This window comes from Marinobacter sp. F3R08 (assembly GCF_018860425.1).
Taxonomy (GTDB): Bacteria; Pseudomonadota; Gammaproteobacteria; order Pseudomonadales; family Oleiphilaceae; genus Marinobacter.
The window spans coordinates 301,695-319,863 of record NZ_JAHKPI010000014.1; the positions used below are offsets into that span (position 1 = coordinate 301,695).

The 18,169-nt window shown below is 57.4% G+C and carries 16 protein-coding genes; 4 read left to right on the plus strand and 12 right to left on the minus strand.

Translation table 11 applies throughout. The features are described from left to right. Positions 1-165: 165 nt before the first annotated feature. Entirely contained in the window at positions 166-1,053 is an 888-nt protein-coding gene (locus KO499_RS04435) for an AEC family transporter (RefSeq protein WP_215982501.1), read from the minus strand. 211 nt (positions 1,054-1,264) lie between these two features. Between KO499_RS04435 and KO499_RS04440 the strand changes: the two genes are divergently transcribed. After that, on the plus strand, positions 1,265-2,452 hold the full coding sequence (locus KO499_RS04440) for a MalY/PatB family protein (RefSeq protein WP_416240382.1): 1,188 nt from the start codon (positions 1,265-1,267) through the stop codon (positions 2,450-2,452). Between the two features lie 11 nt (positions 2,453-2,463). Here KO499_RS04440 and KO499_RS04445 read toward each other — a convergent pair whose 3' ends face one another. The 4 genes from KO499_RS04445 to KO499_RS04460 all read right to left on the minus strand — a co-directional run bounded on the left by KO499_RS04445 (position 2,464) and on the right by KO499_RS04460 (position 7,206). Next, on the minus strand, positions 2,464-2,997 hold the full coding sequence (locus KO499_RS04445) for a carbohydrate-binding protein (protein WP_215982503.1): 534 nt from the start codon (positions 2,995-2,997) through the stop codon (positions 2,464-2,466). Beyond that, the gene (locus tag KO499_RS04450) at positions 2,990-3,958 is read right to left on the minus strand and encodes a DMT family transporter (RefSeq protein ID WP_323133318.1); all 969 of its coding nucleotides are present in this window, start codon (positions 3,956-3,958) and stop codon (positions 2,990-2,992) included. The genes KO499_RS04445 and KO499_RS04450 overlap by 8 nt, the downstream gene beginning before the upstream one ends. A gap of 45 nt (positions 3,959-4,003) precedes the next feature. After that, positions 4,004-5,377: a succinylglutamate desuccinylase/aspartoacylase family protein gene (locus KO499_RS04455; protein WP_215982505.1), complete on the minus strand. Its 1,374-nt coding sequence runs from the start codon at positions 5,375-5,377 to the stop codon at positions 4,004-4,006. Positions 5,378-5,568: 191 nt separating this feature from the next. Continuing rightward, positions 5,569-7,206 carry an MBL fold metallo-hydrolase gene (locus KO499_RS04460; RefSeq protein ID WP_215982506.1) on the minus strand — a complete coding sequence of 546 codons (1,638 nt, stop codon included), beginning with the start codon at positions 7,204-7,206 and terminating at the stop codon, positions 5,569-5,571. Between the two features lie 189 nt (positions 7,207-7,395). Here KO499_RS04460 and KO499_RS04465 point away from each other — a divergent pair, with 189 nt between their 5' ends. Then, positions 7,396-7,821 carry a thioesterase family protein gene (locus KO499_RS04465; RefSeq protein WP_215982507.1) on the plus strand — a complete coding sequence of 142 codons (426 nt, stop codon included), beginning with the start codon at positions 7,396-7,398 and terminating at the stop codon, positions 7,819-7,821. Here the strand turns inward: KO499_RS04465 and KO499_RS04470 are convergent. The 4 genes from KO499_RS04470 to KO499_RS04485 all read right to left on the minus strand — a co-directional run bounded on the left by KO499_RS04470 (position 7,807) and on the right by KO499_RS04485 (position 12,201). Next, positions 7,807-9,144, minus strand: a complete 1,338-nt coding sequence (locus KO499_RS04470) for an MATE family efflux transporter (protein ID WP_323133319.1) — start codon at positions 9,142-9,144, stop codon at positions 7,807-7,809. The genes KO499_RS04465 and KO499_RS04470 overlap by 15 nt on opposite strands. A gap of 203 nt (positions 9,145-9,347) precedes the next feature. Beyond that, on the minus strand, positions 9,348-9,845 hold the full coding sequence (gene tpx, locus KO499_RS04475; protein ID WP_215982508.1) for a thiol peroxidase: 498 nt from the start codon (positions 9,843-9,845) through the stop codon (positions 9,348-9,350). Positions 9,846-9,915: 70 nt separating this feature from the next. Continuing rightward, the gene (locus KO499_RS04480; RefSeq protein ID WP_215982509.1) at positions 9,916-11,136 is read right to left on the minus strand and encodes a Bcr/CflA family multidrug efflux MFS transporter; all 1,221 of its coding nucleotides are present in this window, start codon (positions 11,134-11,136) and stop codon (positions 9,916-9,918) included. A 153-nt stretch (positions 11,137-11,289) separates the two neighbouring features. After that, the gene (locus KO499_RS04485) at positions 11,290-12,201 is read right to left on the minus strand and encodes a LysR family transcriptional regulator (protein ID WP_215982510.1); all 912 of its coding nucleotides are present in this window, start codon (positions 12,199-12,201) and stop codon (positions 11,290-11,292) included. A gap of 150 nt (positions 12,202-12,351) precedes the next feature. On the opposite strand from KO499_RS04485, the gene KO499_RS04490 reads away from it, so the two are divergent. Together KO499_RS04490 and KO499_RS04495 are read left to right on the plus strand one after the other, a co-directional pair. Beyond that, a complete protein-coding gene (locus KO499_RS04490; protein WP_215982511.1) occupies positions 12,352-13,023 on the plus strand; it encodes a haloacid dehalogenase type II in 672 nt (223 codons plus the stop codon). A 181-nt stretch (positions 13,024-13,204) separates the two neighbouring features. Further along, a complete protein-coding gene (locus KO499_RS04495; protein ID WP_215982512.1) occupies positions 13,205-14,104 on the plus strand; it encodes an acyltransferase in 900 nt (299 codons plus the stop codon). A 10-nt stretch (positions 14,105-14,114) separates the two neighbouring features. On the opposite strand, the gene KO499_RS04500 is transcribed toward KO499_RS04495, so the two are convergent. The 3 genes from KO499_RS04500 to KO499_RS04510 form a co-directional block, all read right to left on the minus strand. Next, positions 14,115-14,318 (minus strand): hypothetical protein, encoded by a 204-nt coding sequence (locus tag KO499_RS04500; protein WP_215982513.1) that lies wholly within the window; start codon positions 14,316-14,318, stop codon positions 14,115-14,117. 61 nt (positions 14,319-14,379) lie between these two features. Next, a complete protein-coding gene (locus KO499_RS04505; RefSeq protein WP_215982514.1) occupies positions 14,380-16,365 on the minus strand; it encodes a ribonuclease R family protein in 1,986 nt (661 codons plus the stop codon). Between the two features lie 72 nt (positions 16,366-16,437). Further along, a complete protein-coding gene (locus KO499_RS04510; protein ID WP_215982515.1) occupies positions 16,438-18,156 on the minus strand; it encodes a sensor domain-containing diguanylate cyclase in 1,719 nt (572 codons plus the stop codon). Positions 18,157-18,169: the final 13 nt, after the last annotated feature.

Genomic DNA, 18,169 nt, shown 5'->3' on the forward strand with positions numbered 1-18,169 from the left:
TGAAGACCTCCCTATCGTGAATGCATTCGGCTAGAAACTGACCTTTACCATCGGTCAAAGCCTGATCAGTTGCAAGGGGGGGCAGGAAGAAGCCCTTGGTCTTTACCGCAGTCCAGATCCCTGCCGGGAATGGGGCAGGGACAGGGCCGGCTTCAGAGTCGTTGATCAAAGATAGCCGGCGGCAAACACCAGTCCGAGCACGATTGGCATGACCACCAGACTGCCCAGATTGCTCAATAATACCAGCGAGGCGACCTTGTGGGGTTCCTGTCGGTACTGTTCTGCCACGATATAGTTCAACACCGCGGGTGGCAGCGCCGCAAAGACCCACAACGCCGCTATCTGCATCCCCGGAAGATCAAGAACAGCGATCATCGGCCACGCCAGTATCAGACCGCTGGCAGGGCAGGCGATGGCTCCCAGCATACCCAGTTTCCAGTCACTGAAATCGATATCGAGCATGCGCACCCCGAGCGCAAACAGCATCAGCGGTATACAGACGCCACCGAGCATGTTCAGGGTTTCCAGTAGCCACTCTGGCAGTGGCACGCCCCCCAGATTGACCGAGAGGCCGGCGATACTGGCAAATACGATAGGCAACTTGAGGCGTTTGACGATCGAGGTGTGCGGGTCGAGCATGTACAGGCCGATCGAGAAATGCAGCAGCATTTCCACGATAAACAGCACAATGGCTGCCGGCAGCGCCGCATCGCCAAACGCCAGAACCAGCAGCGGGATCCCCATGTTTCCGGAGTTGTTGAACATCATTGGCGGCAGAAACGTCTTCATGTTCAGTTTCAGAATCTTCGCCAACGGGTAGAGCACCAGGCCGGATCCGAGCACCACCACGGCGGCGGCCAGAGCCAGTTTGGCATAGTCTTGCAGGGGCGCCTGCTGGTCGGCCAATACCGCAAAAACCAGCATGGGGACAAACAGTTCCATGTTAAGGACATTCAGACCCTGGATGTCCGGGGTTCGGTAACGACCGTAAAGGGCTCCACACCCAGCAATCAGAAATACTGGCAACATCGTGGACAGGATCTGGCCAATCATTGAGCAGGCTCCGGGAAATGCGCAAGGGTTATTATTGAGTAAACCGTTAGGTTCGCAAGTATTAGCCCGCTTGGGCAAGTGTTAATCGCCGATGTTCGACCAAAGCCGGGGATCATTGCAACGGTGATGTTCGGGTGCGACGGTTGCGATGACCGGTCGGCCCCACCACAATACCGATAATTAAGCTGCTTATCTGCTCTGGAGAATGTCTGTGGCCAGTTTATTCGATCAGCCCGTTTCCCGGGCCAATACCTGTTCGGTTAAATACGATGCCCGTCCGGCCGTTTTTGGTACCGAAGATGTCATTCCGGTCTGGGTTGCCGATATGGATTTTGCGGCACCGGAGGCTGTGACACGGGCGCTGAGTGAGCGGGCTGCCCATCCGGTGTACGGCTACACTCTGTTTCCGGACAGCCTTTACCAGTCGATGATCGACTGGTTCGCAACCCGTCATGGTTGGGAGATTCCGCGGGAGTGGATCCTGATGGCGCCCGGCGTGGTGCCGTCAATCAACGCTGCGTGCATGGCCTATGCCGAGCCTGGCGAGGGGGTCATTATCCAGCCACCGGTCTATCCGCCCTTCTTCAGTTCGGTTCGGCACAGTGGTCGGGTGGTGATCGAGAATCCCTTGTTGCCGGAAGACCCGGATACCGGGGATCCGGGACATTACCGCATGGACCTGGACCATCTGGAGCAGTGCGCGGCCCGGCCGGACGCCCGCATCCTGTTGTTGTGCTCGCCTCACAATCCGGTGGGCCGCGTCTGGTCTGAGGAAGAGCTGCAGGCTGTGCTGGATATCGCCCGACGGCATCAGCTTGTGGTGGTTTCCGACGAGATCCATTGTGATCTGACGTTCCGTGACAAGCCCGCTCATACCGTGCTGGCGAAACTGGCTGGCCCTGAGGATGCCCTGGTAACCGCCGTGGCTCCGAGCAAGACCTTCAATATACCCGGGCTGGGCCTGTCGGCCCTGGTGATCCCGGACGCAGACCGGCGCAACGCCTTGAAGGCAGTATTCGAGTCGATGCACCTGCCCCAGTGCAATCCGTTCAGCATTGCGGGGTTTGAAGCCGGTTATCGTTATGGCGGGCCCTGGCTGGACGATCTGATGACCTATTTGCAGGCCAACCGGGATTATGTCGTGCAGGCTGTGGGCCAGCGTCTGCCCGGCATTCACGTATCCGCTCCGGAAGGCAGTTACCTGATGTGGCTGGATTGCCGGGAACTGGGACTGGACGATGCCGGATTGAAACGCTTTTTCGTCCGGGAAGCGGGCGTGGGTATGAACCCCGGTATTTCGTTCGGCGATCCGGGCAGCGGATTTATGCGTTTGAACATCGGCTGCCCGAAATCGGTTCTGGAAATGGTGATTGGCCGCATTGAAGCGGCCCTGACCTGAGGTCTGTCAGATCACTGAGTATGCAGGGCGCAATGCGCTTCAACGAGTTTCCAGAGGGGAGGCTCAGCCATGTCGGGCATGTCGCCCCGTGTTGAGGCGGTTGCTTCCCAAATTTGCCCGCCATGGCTGGCCAGGTCTCCCTTTTCATAGTCCTTGGAGAACAGCCACTGCTCCGGCTTGATGCACATGCCGGACGCTGTTTCACCGCGGTGCGATTGAGTGGGGTCGTTTTGGCTACCCTCCGTGTCGTCGCTTTTTTTCGAGTTGTCCCTGCCTTGAGGTCGGTTCTCGCAGTCTGGCACCGAGTCCAACCGGATCCAGTCGAAGGTAATGCCCGGTTCAAGAGCTTTGTGCAGCTCACGGGATTCGTACCAGTCACCTTTGTGGAAAACCACGGCCCCCTCGGGGTAGAAGTGGTTCGGATCCCAGGTGGCCTGCTCCGGGTTGCAGGTTTCAGCTGCCGCCGTCGAAGACAGGCTGGCGGCCATCAGAACAAGGATGAGGCAAAAGAAGCTGCGAGTATGTCCGGGTATGCGTTTAATCATGGGTGTCTCCTTTTGCGAACTGCTCTGAGGTTGGGTAATGGGGTTTAGTTCGGACCTGAGTGGCCAGCACCAGTCCGACAAGGATCAACAGACCACCGATAACATGAAAGAGACCGAGGGATTCGGCCAGAAAGATACCGGCCAGAATCGAGGCAAACACGGGGGTCAGGTAGAGAAAGATCGCGGCCCGGGCCGGACCAATCTTGTGCACGCCGTGGTTCCAGAATCCATAGGCCAGAATCCCCGGGAAAATAGCGATGTACAGCAATGGCAATGCGGTTTTTTCCGACAACTCGAAGCCACCGGAGTAAAACGCCAGATCCAGCAGGTAGAACGGCAGGACAACCAGCGTGCCAAGCAGGATCTGGGTGGTCAGGAAGGTCAGGGCGGGCAGAGGCACCGTCTGTCTTCTCAATAACACTGAGAAAAGGCCCCAACTGAATACCGCCGCCACCATGATCAGGTCGCCGGGTTGCGCCTGAAGACGGGTCAGTACCGAGAGGTCACCGCGGGCAATAACCGTGATGATGCCTGCAATCGCCAGTGCGATCCCTATGGCCTGAACCGGGCGGGTACGGTCGCCCAGCATTATCCAGGCGAGCAGGGCCACGAAAACAGGAATGGTGGCATTGATCAGGGCAATATTGGTGGCGGTGGTGGTGGTTGCCGCAAGATAAAGCAGGGTATTAAACGCACCCACGCTAAAGGTTGCCAGGGCCAGTATGGAGCCGAAGTGCTGGCGAATAACCTGGCGGTGTCGCCAGATACCCGGCAACCCGAAAGGAAGCAGGATTGCCAGGGCAATGACCCAGCGCCAGAACGCCATGGAGAGTGGCGGAATGCTGTCTACTGTGCCCCGGGCCACAACCGCGTTGCCGGCCCAGAACAGAGGGGTAAGAACCAGCCCGAAGTAGGCCAGGCCGGGAATTCGCGTCAAGACTCCTGCGTTCTCGGAAGACACAAAGGCTCCTGTGGGGTTGGTGATGCCCAAAAAACGCCTAGCATACTACTCTCCGGGAACTTCTGCCTCCGTACCAATGTGGTAGGCGGCAAAACCGGCCATCACTACTTGGTCTACGGCCATGCCGATAACCCTGCCATCGCTGGAGGATCGAATGGGGTGTTGGGCATTGGTGATCGGATCCGAGACATACCCGAGGATTTCGCCTTTCGAGACCGTTGCCCCCAGCTCAATGTCGCTGAACAGAATCCCACCATGATCTGCGCGGATCCAGTTGGAATCGTAGTAGACCGGTTCCGGATCGCCCCAGACAAACATGCGGGAGATCATGCCCTGTCGCTCCATCAGGCTGGTCAGGCTGTTCACCCCTGCGCTGATCTGGTGCTGCTGGATACGATGGGATTCACCGGCTTCCAGAGTAACGGTTCGAATACCGGCCTCCACGGCGGCCGTGCGCAACATGCCTGCAGAGCCTGAGCTATGAACCACAGCCATGCGGTCAAAGCCCCGGGTGAATTCTGCCACTTCCGGGTTGTTCATATCGGCCCGGAGTTGCGGCAGATTGGTGCGCTTCAGTGAACCGGTATGAATATCCACCAGCATGTCGCATTTGCGAATGACATTTTCAAACAATGAATGGGCAATCCGATCTGCCAGAGTGCCGTTCTGGCTGCCAGGGAAATGCCGGTTGAGATCCCGGCGATCGGGCAGATAACGGCTGCCTTGCTGGAATCCGGGCAGATTCACAATCGGCACACCGACGACCCGGCCCGACAGTTTCTCAGGGTTCAGGTCATACATGGTCTGGCGGATGATTTCGATGCCATTCAGCTCGTCACCATGGATTGCCCCTGTAAGACACAGCGTGGGACCGGCATTGATACCGTTGACCACAAGAACAGGCGTTGTCTGGGACAGACCGGCAATCTGGATGCCGGGTGTCCATGCCAGGCGGGTAGACGTGCCGGGCATGACATCGGTATCCAACAGGGTAAAAACCTCACCTTCACGAATCGCAGGTTCGGGCTCAGGCTTTGTGGCCACGACCGCAGAGCCGGTGTCATCCGGGGCTGTGTCAGTGGACTCTGAGGCCTGCGCTTCCGGTGGCGGCGCAATCTCCTTCAGATCAATATTCGGGGCCACTTTGCGGGATGGTGATGAAGGCGTATCGATGCCGACTCCGCTTCGTAAAGAACCGGGGTTTACGGCTTCTTTTCCTGGCGCCGCGGTTTCCAGAGGTGCCGACTGTTCAACGTCCTCTACGCTTTCATCTTCAGCGAGCTCCGCCATCAGGACATCAGGCTTTTTACCGGATTTTTCCGCATCGGTTTCGGCCATCAGCGGTGTTGAGAGCCAGGCTAAACCCAGACCTATCAGCAGGATCCGGTGGGATGGTTCTAGAAGCCGTTCAAACAGCATATTTCCTCACGGTTCGTCAGTATGCGCTCAAGGATAGAGTGCCTCTGGCGGTCATGAATACGGCTGTGACAAAGGTTTAATGCCACTTTCATGAAATCCGGGCAAGTAATAGAGATGCCAGTTATACGCTGGAAGAGCGATTAACAATATGGGTGTTTTGCGAAATCCGGTGTGCTTTCGTTACTCCCTCGTTAGCTGTCGTGTATGGCATGCCAGAGTTCATTCTTCTGGAACGCTCTGTCCTCGGCCGCCAGTTTCAACAAATGCGCCAGGGCTGATCGTGCTGCCAGACCATGGATCGCGGCTGGTACATCATCGTAAGCTTTTGCGGTTAATCCCTTCAGGTCTACCGGAGACAGTGCCTCAAGAGCCCGAATGATCTTGTGCTCCCGGGACAGGCGATGGGTGATCAGGAAATCAATGACCGCTTCCGGATGGCCCATCACGAACCCGTGGGCGGGTGCAATGTGGCGTACAGACTCGGTAAGCAAATCGTACAGCGACTCGATGTACGCCTTCATATCACCGTCTGGCGGATTAATGACAACGGTGGACCCTTGCATGACGTGGTCGCCGGAAAAAAGCAGCTTCTGATCGACCAGCAGATAACACAGATGGTTCGAGGCATGACCGGGGGTATGCAGTACCTTCAGAAGGCCGGCTTCGGTGACGATCAGGTCACCGTGCGCCGGTTCGTCGTCCGCTCTGAACGTTTGATCCTGCCCGGCACCCTGGGGGGCAGGCCAGCCGAATACCCGACAACCGGTGCGCTCTCTGAGCGCGGCAACCGCCGGTGAATGATCCTGATGGGTGTGGGTCACCAGAACCTGATCAATGGCACCACCGGTCACCTCCAGAATCCTCTCGATATGGGCTTCGTTGGCAGGGCCGGGATCAATCACCGTGAAACGCTCATGACCCAGCAGGTAGGTATTGGTTCCGGGCCCGGTCATCATTCCGGGATTGGGTGCCGTCAGGCGTGTTACCCGGGCTGCGATCTGAACTGTTTCACCGGGAATAATCTCGGCCGACGTTGACCCCTCGCCTTCGGGATCCAGCTTGGCTGCCTCATCATAAGCCGGTGCGCCCGGCTCCAGCGTTACCGGCTTGCCTTTCCTCCGCGCCGGCCAGGGCTGGCTCGGATGCGGTTCAGGCGGGTTGGCATGGGCGTAACGCATCAAGGCATCGGTGGATTCAAAATCGCTGAGTATTCGCAATGTCCGGATTGTAGGTAGTCCCAGCAAGCGCTGGCCATTGCGATGCTCTGCAAGCGCCAACTCTGGACGGATCCAGACATGATCTATGGTTTCCTGACCATCGTGACTGGCGACCTGGTGTTCCGGTGCGGGGGTTACAAAGAACCGCGTATCGTAACGCCGCGGTGGTCCCGGTGGGGTTATCCAGTGACCCAGGTAGGCCAGTCTGTCCAGCGGGATGGCCAGTTCATGTTTCTCGCACAGGCCCGCCAGTGACAGGTCACCGTCAAACACGGATTGCCGATCGGAATGAGCGGGGTGATCTCCGGATATCGGACTTCCCTGACTATCCACTGCAACCAGAATTCCGGACTCCTCAAAACACTCCCGGACTGCTGCCAGCATGAAATCCGCGCCACCCTCGTCAACACTCATGGTCTGACTGATCTCGGCGTCTTCGGTCCCGGAAACATGCTTGCGCCCGTGAGTCTCGTGTTCTTCGACCCTTCCTCCGGGAAACACAAAATACCCGGGCATAAACACCGCATCCCAGGTGCGCTGAAGCAGCAGGACTTCAAGGCTTTTGGCATTGTTACGAACTAAAACCAGTGTGGCGGCAGGCTGAATATCCATAACACTCCCATTATCGATCATTGTTTTTCGTGTGCGCTTGCCTCTTCCCTGCGGTTGCTCCACCAACACTCAAGGCGCAGAGGTTCAATAGCAAGATAACCGATATGACCCCAAACGTCTCGGGATGAACCCGTAAGGCGAACAGCGTATGATTCGCCTCCAGAGACCCAGCGAAAACAGGAACCCACCGTGGCGCGCATCAAACTTTCTTTCCCGGACGACGTTTTCTGCTTCGAAACCAGAATGCCGGTCAGAATTACCGACATAAACGGCGCCAATCACCTCGGTAACGATGCGTTGATCTCCATGCTGTCGGAAGCCCGGGCTCAGTTTCTGGTCAGTTATGGCCTCCAGGAGGCAGGTCAGGACGGCGTTGGTATCATAGTCACCGATCTGGCCACCATGTATCAGTCCGAGTCCTTCTTTCCGGAAATGCTACGCTTCGAATTGGGCGTTATGGATTTCAATAACTATGGCGGGGATTTTGTGTTCCGGGTGACCAAAGCCGAGAGCGGCCAGCCTGTCGCATTGGCCAAGTACGGTTTCGTGTTCTTCAACTACCACCGAAAGGAAGTGGTGCCGGTACCCGAAAGTTTCCGTTCACGGTTTGCCTGACGCCATCTCTGTCTTCAGGCGCGTCATGCCGGATCGATAGAAGCTGTAAGCCATGGCGCCAGCAAACAGATTGCCCACCAGCGCACCACTCATGAGGCCATAGATGCCGTTGATCTGACTGCCCAGCCAGAGCAATGGTAAAAAGCACAGGAACAGCCGCAGTGTTGATACCAGCAATGCGCGTAATGCCAATCCCAGAGCATTGCAGACAGACACCATCAGCATGCAGGCGCCCAGGCCACTGTAGCTGAGCGGTACCCGCACCAGGTAGCCGGCGAGTACTTCCTGAACGTCGTGATCACTGGTGAACAGTTCTGAAACCAGTCCTGACGCCACCAGCCAGATCAGTCCGATGGCAAGTTGCCAGACCACCACAAACCGGACCGCGATCCGAACCAGTTTCCGGATCTGTTCGATATCTCCGGAACCCAGTAATCGTCCAATCATCGGTGGCATCGACATGGTCAGTGCCAGAACGACCACAATCGAGAAGAATTCCAGGCGGGTGCCCAGGCCCCAGGCCGCGACCGCAGCGGAGCCGAAGCCGGCCACCAGGGCGGTTGCCAGCATCGCTGAGGCAGCGGGCATGAGCTGACTGACCATCGCCGGGGCCATGATGCTGTTGAGCTGTTTCAGCGACTTCCACAAAGCAAGCTGGCGCAGATCAAACCGGACCCAGTGACGCTTCAACAGTTTCGGGTAGATAACCAGACAGCCGATGCCGAATGAGGTAACGGTGGCCCATGCCGCACCGGGCAGACCCCAGCCAAATACAAAGATATACAGCGGGTCCAGGGCGATGTTGGTCAGGCTGGTGACCACCATCATGTAACCCGGTAACCTGGTATCTCCATGGGAGCGGCAGACACTGTAGCCGAAGTACAGAACCGCGCCGGTCCAGGCCGCGAGGAGCCAGGGCACCCAGTAGCTTCGAATCAGCGGAAGCAAAGTGTCTTCTGCGCCGAGGGCGGTCATGATCCGGCTCTGCAGAAGCCAGAGCACCACGCAGATGACAAATACCATGGTTGCGCCAACGGTAATGATCAGACCACCCAGACGATAGGCCCGAAGGTCATCGCCGGCACCCAGTGTGCGGGAAATAATGGCCGTGGTGGCGATTCCAAGGCCCACTTGCAGGCCGATGATCAGCTGTTGCATCGGCAGGGTGAAGCCCAGAGCGGCCAGCGGGTCACGGCCAAGCTGGCCCACGAAAGCACTGTCGGCGAGCTGGAAGGTCATCAGGGAAAGCACCCCGAAGAGCATGGGCCAGGTCATGTTGTAGAGCTGGCGTGGCAGGCTTGGGTTTTGGGGGGCTGTTTGCACGCGGTGTCCGGAGCCTTTGGTTGGCGATCTGGCTTTGGGCGGGGATTCTAACAGTTTCCGGCTAGAGTGTTAGCAAAGCGACCGGCGCGGCCTTCCAGAGCACGCCGTGAACCCATTCCTGGGGGCTTGGCATTGCCCTCCCTGGCAATGCTCAGTCCTGGAAAACCGCGCCGGTCGCTGCGCCTGAGCGCCGAATGTGCGTGTTACAGCACCTTCAGCGCCGCATCGTAGTCTGGCTCATTCTTGATTTCATCAACCAGTTCGCTGTGCAGCACCTTGTTGTTTTCATCCAGTACAATCACCGCCCGGGCGCAGAGACCGGCGAGGGGGCCGTCCTGGATGGCGACGCCATAATCTTGCTGGAAGCTGTAGTTCCGGAAGGTGGACAGGGTTTCCACGTCTTTCAGGCCTTCGGCACCGCAGAATCGCGCTGCGGCGAAGGGCAGGTCGGCGGAGATTACCAGAACCACGGTGTTGTCGAGGCTGCCGGCCTTCTCGTTGAATTTCCGCGTGGATGCGGCGCAGACGCCCGTGTCGATGCTGGGAATAATATTCAGGATCTTGCGCTTACCTGCCCAGCTGTCGAGTTTGACCTCTTCCAGGCCGCTGTTGGTCAGGGTAAAGGGAGAGGCGTTGTCGTCTGGCTCGGGAAACTTCCCGCTCACATCGATGGGATTACCGTCCAGTGTCACGTTGCTCATACTGTTTGCTCCTTGATGTCTGGTTCAGAGAATTACGTACTCTGTGTAGACCACTTTGGATGATTTTGCCTTAACTGTTGGTCGCACCTTGCGGCTCGAACCCTTTGGCAGGATAACGCTGAACCAGCAGCAGATAACAGCCCATCGCGATAGCGGAGCAAGCGGCGATGATGGTTGCCATGACCAGAGAGGTGCCATCGTGCAGGTGGCCGACAAGCATGCCGGCGATAGCAGCGACGGCCATCTGGGTGAAGCCGAACAGGGCAGAAGCGGAGCCCGCCATGGTCGGGAAGTTGGCCAGGGCGCCGGCCATGGTCTGTGGCAGCACCATGCCGGTGCCGATCATGAACAGGGCCTGGGGCAGGATGACGGCCCAGACGTTGAACACTTCACTCACTGCCAGCACGGCCATGAGGCTGCCGCCGGCAACGGCGATGATCAGGCCGCGAACCAGGATCTGGTCGGGCAGCAGGGCGCGGCCAAGCCTGACAGCGCTCAGATTGCCGATGATGTAACCGGCGACCATACAGGCAAAGTAGAGGCCGAACTGCTCTGTTGGCACACCGAGAAAATCAATCAGCACGAACGACGAACCCGAGAGAAACGCGAACAGGCCGGCAAAAATCAGGGCGTTGGTCAGGGTGTAACCCAGAAAGCTGATATCCCTGGCAATGGTCCGGTAGTTTCGCAGCAGGCTGCAGAGCTTCAGGGATTGCCGATGTTCCGGGCGCATGGGCTCGGGAATCCCGAAGGCCACCACCACGGCCATCACCAGCGCGTAACCACCCAATGCGAGGAACACCGAAGCCCAGCCCAGATGAGCGGTAAGCAAGCCGCCAATGGTTGGTGCAACCGCCGGTGCCAGAGCCATAATGCTGGCCAGGATGGCGAGAATTTTTGCCGCTTCACGGGGCGTGTAAATATCCCGAATGGCCGCCCGGCCCAACACCGGCCCGGCAGATCCACCCAGAGCCTGAAGGAATCGGCACAGAATCAGGGTTTCGATATTGGTGGCCAGAGCACAGCCGATGCTGGCGATGGCGAAAAGCACGAATCCACCCATCATGATCGGTTTGCGACCGAAACGATCCGCCAGAGGACCGCAAATCAGCTGGGCAATAGCAAAGCCGACCATATACAAGCTGAGAGTCAGCTGTACCTGATCTGTGCCGGAGCCGAAGTCTGAACCAATCTGAGGCAGTGCTGGCAGATACATATCAGTCGCCAGCGGCCCAAGGGCCACAGCGGCAGCGAGAAGTACAGTTGTCCAGACACTGGTCAAAGTCAGCATGGATTTCCTAATGCGTTATCAGAAAGTTACGAAAGGCCAGGTTGGAAAGTCTTTCCCGGCCTGGCCGACCGCTGAGTGATGGCAGTCTAGGTGAGGGAAGGTGAAAAGATAACGGCGTGCATGCTCATACAACCTATGAGCAAAACTAATTGATTACTTGTTCAGGCCATTGAGCGTAGCGGCAACAGCATTCACCTGATTACGCAGCCACTTGTGAGCCGGGTCGTTCTGATTGCGGCGATGCCATAACATAAGCAGGGTAAAAGGTTTGAAATCAAAGGGTAGGGGAACCCAGGCAAAGTCTCGAAGTAAGTGTTTGCTCATCCCCTCCGGGGCGGTTGCCAGCATATCGGTGCCCCGCAAAAACTCCGGCAGGCCCGAGAAGTTGGAGACCGTCACCACGTTTCGACGCACCAGGCCACGAGCCTCCATGGCCGTTTCAACAGTCGGCTTTTCGCCGGTAGCGAAAAGCAGGGCGATGTGGTCGGCCTTCTGGTATTCCGGAAGGTCCGCCGGCGGTTTCCGGCTCTCGGGATCGTAGAACACCACCAACCGGTCAGCCATCAGGCCCCGCTGCATGATGTCGGTTGCTTCCGGTGCGTGAGGAGAAATAATCAGATCACAGACATCCTTGCGTAACAGGTCTGCCCGGGGAATACCGGACGGGATGACCTGAAGGCTGATTCCTGGCGCTTCCGCACGCAGAGTTCGCACCAGGCCGGGCAGCAGCAGATCACGCTGATAGTCATTGGCGGCGATGGTGAAGGTGAACTCGGCAGTGGCAGGACTGAATGGCGGGCCTGAGGACAGGGTCTGGAGGTCGTCCAGAATCTGGCGGATGTGCGGCCCGGCCTGAAGCGCGTAGCGGGTTGGAACAATGCCGCGCCCGGATTTCACAAACAGGGGATCACCAAGGGCCTGCCGCAGGCGCTCCAGGGTATGACTGACAGCGGACTGAGTCACACCCAGGCGAACGGCAGCACGGGACACGCTGCCTTCGTCGAGCACCGCTAAAAAGGTGCTGAGGGCGCGGAAATCCAGATTTAATGTATCAATGGGGCTCATGAATGGCAGTGTAACCCGATGTCTTCAGTGTCGCTATGACGTCTTTGCGACTCCCTGTTTCTGCCTGTCTATGTTGAGTGATCGTTCAAATCCCGATACTGTGGTCCATTCTATAACCCTGAGCCCCCTTCCGGATGAGGAACCCCGCTAATGAGCCTGACTCTTGCTTTCGACGTCTATGGAACCCTGGTCGACCCAATGGGCATGTCCCGTCTTCTGGCGGAGGACGCGGATGAGAGCGCCGAAGTGGTGGCTGCACTCTGGAGAGAAAAACAGCTGGAATTTTCTTTTCGTAAGGGCTTGATGAAAGTATACGAAGACTTCGGTGTCTGTACCCGGCAGGCCCTGCGCTACGCCATGGCTACCCACAAACTGACCCTGTCCGAAGAACGCGAAAATGCCCTGATGACAGCCTACTTGTCGCTGCCTGCGTTCGACGATGCGCTGCCGGCACTGACATCACTCAAGCCACAGTATCCGCTATTCGCGTTTTCCAATGGAAGTTATCCGGCGCTGGAAAAGGTCTTGGGGCATAACAACCTGTTGGAACAGTTTGAAGGCCTGGTGTCGGTGGATGACATCAAGAGCTTCAAACCCGATCCTGCCGTGTATACCTATGCGCGCCGAGCCACCGGTGCCTGGGAATCCCCCCTGTGTCTTGTATCCAGTAATGCCTGGGATGTTATCGGGGCCCGGGCTGCCGGATTGCTCGCTATCTGGGTACAGAGGGATCCGGGTAAGGTTTTTGAAGACTGGGGAATTCAGCCTACTGCGGTAATCAACAGCCTGTCGGAACTGGATGCAACGTTGAGGACGCTCTGACGTCAGGGCATCTTTGATGTTTACGCCGATCAGTGGCGAACCGGCCGGGACCATCGTGGGGCATGGCACAAGGTTCCAGGCCGTTGGGTAAACCGGTCACTCCAGGCTACTGCCCAATGCGGCCAGTGGTTGGTATGATTAGGCCCCATTTGAAAAGAAAAACGAGAAAAACAGGATCGCCATGCTCAGCTTTCTCCCCGCCCCCGTTATTGGTGTTATCAATTCCATCCTGCTGGGAATCAACACCCTGTTCTGGTGCATCCTGCTCTACATCCCGGCGATTCTGAAACTGATTGTCCCTGTCACTGGCTTTCGGGTTCTGTGTACCAAGGTGATTATCTGGATTGCCGAAGCCTGGGTTGCCTGCAATACCGGCTGGATGAGGCTTACCCATGGCACCAGATGGGACGTGAAAGGTGCTGAAAATCTCAAACGGGAAAGCTGGTATCTGGTGCTCGCCAATCACCAGAGCTGGGTGGATATCCTGGCCATGCAGCGGGTGTTCAATCGCCGGGCACCGTTTCTGAAATTTTTCCTCAAGCAGCAGCTGATCTGGGTGCCGGTGATCGGTCTCGCCTGGTGGGGCCTGGATTTCCCGTTTATGAAGCGCTACACCCGGGAATATCTGATCAAGCATCCGGAGAAGCGCGGTGAAGATCTTCGTTCAACCCGCCGGGCCTGTGAGAAGTTTCGCTATACCCCGGTGAGCGTGATGAACTTTGTCGAGGGCACCCGCTTTACCCAGGCGAAGCACGACAAACAGAAATCGTCTTACCAGCATCTGTTGACGCCCAAGGCTGGCGGTGCCGCCTTTGTGCTCGACGCGATGGGTGATTCTATCCAGACCCTGGTGGATGTGACCATTGCGTATCCGGCCGGTGCGCCAACTTTCTGGGACTTTATTTGTGGTCGGGTCAAGGAAGTAAAAATGGAAATTCAGACCGTTGAGATCCCGGAGCATTTAAAGGGCCGGGACTACTCAACGGATGCCGAGCATCGCAGGAATGTAAAAAACTGGTTGGGGGAACAGTGGCAGGCCAAGGACGAACGGCTGGAGCGGATGCTGGACAGTAAAGCCTGAGCACCGGCTATCAGCTATCGGAATCATCCTCTACTTCATCTGGATGTTCCCGCTTGTAACGCTCCCACTCTTCCCAGTCATGGGGCGTTCCGGCATGGGGTCTGCGCAGGTGTTTGGCGTGCTCCATGGCATTGTTACGGAGGCTGTGGTCGCGATCTTCCTCTTCTTTGTCGAAGCCGTACTTTTTGAGGAATTCGTCAGGGCTGATGGGCATAGCGCACCTCCATCAATGAATCGTGTCTTTATTCATACGGTGCGCCTGCCACTGCGGTTTTTCAACCGTTGTCAGCGTCGGTCCCGGTCGGAATTTCCTGAGCTTCCACCAGTTTGAAATTGATCTGTCTGCGCTCCTCATCCACCCCGGCAAAGCTTACCGTGACTGGCTGCTCCAACTGGAAAATTCGGCCGTTCTTGTTGTGGATCAGGCGCAGTGTGACCGGATCAAAGCTGTATTTGCCGTCAAGGTCCTTGCAACTGACGAACCCTTCCAGTCCGTTGATATCGAGACGGACAAAGAAACCGGCCGGCACCGTGCGGCTGACAATGCCAGTCAGGGGATCTTCTCCGAGGGATTTGGCAAAATCGCTCTTCAGCCAGGTCTCCAGGCTGTTTGCAGCCTGTCGGGCCCGGATCTGTGCAGCCTGCAGTAGGTCCAGCTGATCCTCGGTCAGGGCTTTCATCGGGGTGTCCCACAGCGCCGCTTTGATCAGCCGATGCACGTAAAAATCCGAAAATTTGCGCAGCGGCGAGGTGAAGGTGGTGTAGGCATCCAGCCCCATGCCCTGGTGAGGCGCTGGCTTGAAGCTCAGCTCGGCCCGGGCCAGCTGCCGTGAGAGTATGGCCTTCACCGGCACCTCAGCTTCCAGGGTGTCGGTTTCCTTCATCAGTGTCCGGAAGCCTTCGGCCTTGTGCGCATCGACTCCCGAGAGGTGGGGCGCGTGGCTGTCAATCAGAGCCCGGATATTGTCGGCACGGTCATCCCGCAAACCGGGATGCTGGATAAACAGGCCCTCTGCCTGGTTTGACAAAAAGTCCGCGGCACAGCGGTTCGCTGCGACCATACACTCTTCCACCAGACGGTGAGCTTCATTCTGAATGGACGGCTCTATCAGGCGGATGCGCTTGTTTTCGTCCAGTCGAAGCCTGAATTCCGGCCTGTCACCGCTGAGCAACGCATGTTCGCTGCGCCATTTTCTCAGGGCTGTGGCTGCCTGGTGCAGTTGGTCCAGGCTGTTGCCCACAGCATCGGGCAGGGCCTTGATCTCTTCGTCTTGCCGGCCTTCGATCAGGTTGGATACCAGTTCATAGCTGAGTTTGCCTTTGGACTGGATAACCGCCTGATGGAAGCTGTATTCGCCAAGACTGCCGTCATTGTTGACCTGAAGGTCGCAAACCAGAGCCAGCCGTTTCACGTCTGGCATCAGCGAACACAGACGGGTGCTGATGCTGTCTGGCAGCATGGGCAGCGGTTCGCCAGGGAAGTAGATGGCGGTCGCTCGGTTGAACGCCTCCTGTTCCGTCGGACTGTCTGTTGCAATCACTGCGGTCGGGTCAGCAATGGCGATCGACAACGACCAGCCGGTGGCATTGGGCTCCGCCAGCAGAGCGTCATCCATGTCCTGGGTGCCCGGGCTGTCGATGGTGACATAGGGACGGTCAGTGCGGTCTTCGCGACCGGTTTCCCGGGCTTCGATATCGGCCTGATCAAGTTTCTCGGCCTGTGTCTGCACGGCTTCCGGCCAGGTGTCTGTCAGGTCAAATGTTGCCAGGGTCAGGGAGCGTTCAATGCCGGGCTCTCCTGCCTTGCCGATGATGCGCAATACCCGGGCCTGGCCTTTGCCGTCCTTGATCGGATGCCTGTGAATCTGGCAGTAAATGTAGTCATCCTGCTGGGCATTCATTCGCTCCTTGGGCGGAATGAAAATCCAGCGGTTGATGCCGGGCGTCTCCGGCACTACAAAATGGCCTTTGCCCTTGACCAGGTAGCGGCCGACAAAGGTGTTCAGGCGGGATTCCAGCAGTTCGTCCACGACACCCTGGGTTTTGCCCTTGTCCACTTCCTCTTCTGTGACATTTACCCGGTCACCCGGCAGTACTTTCTGCATCTCTTCTGGGGGCAGAAAGACATCCCGGCCCTCGTCGAGGGCAACAAATCCGAAGCGGCCGTTGGTGGCTTTGACGGTACCGGGAAAGACCACCTTGTTGTCTTTGATATCCGATTTCAGCTGGCGCAACTGGCTGAGGGCGTCGGCATTGAGCATGAAGTAACCTGGCTGGTAAAAAATGAATGATGAGGCGGAGTATAACGGTTATGACGGTATGAGTCAGACCTGTTACGCGGGGTTAATCTCGGGGTCTTCCGAGGTGGTAATACAGACCCGGTTACGCCCTTCACCCTTGGCCTGGTAGAGGGCCCGGTCGGCGTAATGAAGAATGGTGTCACTGCTATCGCCGGGCTTTGCATGGTAGCCACCGACGCTGACAGTCACTGTTGTTCCGGTTTTGTGACTTTCCTGCTCTACGGATTCCCGGATTCGCCGAGCGATCCGGCTCAGAGTGCCTGGGTCGCAGGGTGACAGCAGAACCACGAATTCATCGCCGCCCCAGCGTCCCGGGTAGTCATAGGGACGGACGCCGGCTTTCAGCCACAGGGCTACGCGGCACAGAATCTGATCACCAGCCTGATGACCGAGGTTGTCATTGATGTGTTTGAAGTGATCAATGTCGAGCCAGATCACGCCAAAGCCGGTTTCCTGTCGGCGGGCACGCTGGATTTCCTCATCCAGCACCTCGTCCAGGCCCCGACGATTTTTCAGGCCGGTGAGAGGATCGATTCGAGCCAGTCGGTTCAACTCTTCCGTTCTTTGTGCGACTTTTTCTTCGAGCTCACGGGTAGAGTGGCCCAGGTTGTGCGCCATTTTTTCGAAGTGATCAGCCAGCCAACCAATCTCATTGTCCGGTTTATCCAGCCGTGGCAACTCGAAGCTGCCTTCCCGGACCTTTTCCACGGCATGCTCGAGGCCCATGATCGGCTTGAGAATGCGGGACTGGATGATCAGGTGAAACAGCACCAGTGTGAACAGCAATGTACCGAGGAATACGCCCACCAGTGGCCAGAGGTAGCTGGAAGGCACCAGCGTATTGAGGTCAAGGAGGGTGATTTCAAACCAGCCAATGGCGGGCAGAAAGGCAACCCCCGCCAGATGCTCTTTGCCATCCACAGTCACAAAACCGCTTTCCACCTGGCCGGCCTGGTCGCTGCGCTTCTTGAGCAATTGCAGCATACCCAGAATCTGCTGCTTGTCCTGAGGATCATCAAACAGCAGGTCCACGGTATTTTTCTGGCCTTCGGGTTTGATGATGCTGGCGAAATCGATGTAATTCCGATCGCGGTATAACTGGATGGCCCCGTTGTAGTCCACGAACAGGGTGGTAATCCCTTCCTGACCGATATCGACAATATCCTGAAGGAATGCATCCAGGCTCAGACCGGTGCCGACCATGCCGACAACCTCGCCCGCTTCGTTGCGCATCAGAACATCGATCCAGAGCTTGGTAACACCCAGCTCCGGATCCGGGTTGACGTTAAGATGAAAGTCCCGGCCCTCTTCAACAAGCTGGAAAAACCAGGCGTCATCGGGCTTGTCTTCATCGAGAACATACCGGAACTGGCTCCCGGCAAAGTCGTTTTCCGCGTTGTTGTAGTAGTAATGGCGATTGTTCAACAGCGCAACGAAGTAGGTGTTGTCGCGGAAATTGGTACGGAAACTTTCCATTTGCCGGATGGCTTCAGATTCCAGAGCAGCGTTGTCCGGATTGGCGGCCCAGTTGATCAGGGCAGAAGAGCTGGCCATTTGTCGCGCCAGGCCGATTTCCCGCTCCAGAGACTGCAGGAGCCGCGCACTGTCGTAACGAACCTGGATTTCCGCGACCTGCTGCCCCCAGCGCTCGATAATACTCTCGGAGAGCTCCCGGTAGGCCAGCCAAGAGGCCAGCGACGCCACAATAATCAGGCATGCGGCAAGGCCTAGGAAGCGGGTTTTCAAGCTCAAAGAGGATCCCTCG

Excerpts from the sequence above, each read along its gene's own strand:
- KO499_RS04455 (WP_215982505.1), bottom strand. The coding sequence starts at position 5,377 with ATGCTGTTTGAACGGCTTCTAGAACCATCCCACCGGATCCTGCTGATA.
- KO499_RS04460 (WP_215982506.1), bottom strand. The coding sequence starts at position 7,206 with ATGGATATTCAGCCTGCCGCCACACTGGTTTTAGTTCGTAACAATGCC.
- KO499_RS04480 (WP_215982509.1), bottom strand. The coding sequence starts at position 11,136 with ATGCTGACTTTGACCAGTGTCTGGACAACTGTACTTCTCGCTGCCGCT.
- KO499_RS04500 (WP_215982513.1), bottom strand. The coding sequence starts at position 14,318 with ATGCCCATCAGCCCTGACGAATTCCTCAAAAAGTACGGCTTCGACAAA.
- KO499_RS04495 (WP_215982512.1), top strand. The coding sequence starts at position 13,205 with ATGCTCAGCTTTCTCCCCGCCCCCGTTATTGGTGTTATCAATTCCATC.
- KO499_RS04485 (WP_215982510.1), bottom strand. The coding sequence starts at position 12,201 with ATGAGCCCCATTGATACATTAAATCTGGATTTCCGCGCCCTCAGCACC.
- KO499_RS04435 (WP_215982501.1), bottom strand. The coding sequence starts at position 1,053 with ATGATTGGCCAGATCCTGTCCACGATGTTGCCAGTATTTCTGATTGCT.
- KO499_RS04490 (WP_215982511.1), top strand. The coding sequence starts at position 12,352 with ATGAGCCTGACTCTTGCTTTCGACGTCTATGGAACCCTGGTCGACCCA.
- KO499_RS04445 (WP_215982503.1), bottom strand. The coding sequence starts at position 2,997 with ATGATTAAACGCATACCCGGACATACTCGCAGCTTCTTTTGCCTCATC.
- KO499_RS04505 (WP_215982514.1), bottom strand. The coding sequence starts at position 16,365 with ATGCTCAATGCCGACGCCCTCAGCCAGTTGCGCCAGCTGAAATCGGAT.
- tpx (WP_215982508.1), bottom strand. The coding sequence starts at position 9,845 with ATGAGCAACGTGACACTGGACGGTAATCCCATCGATGTGAGCGGGAAG.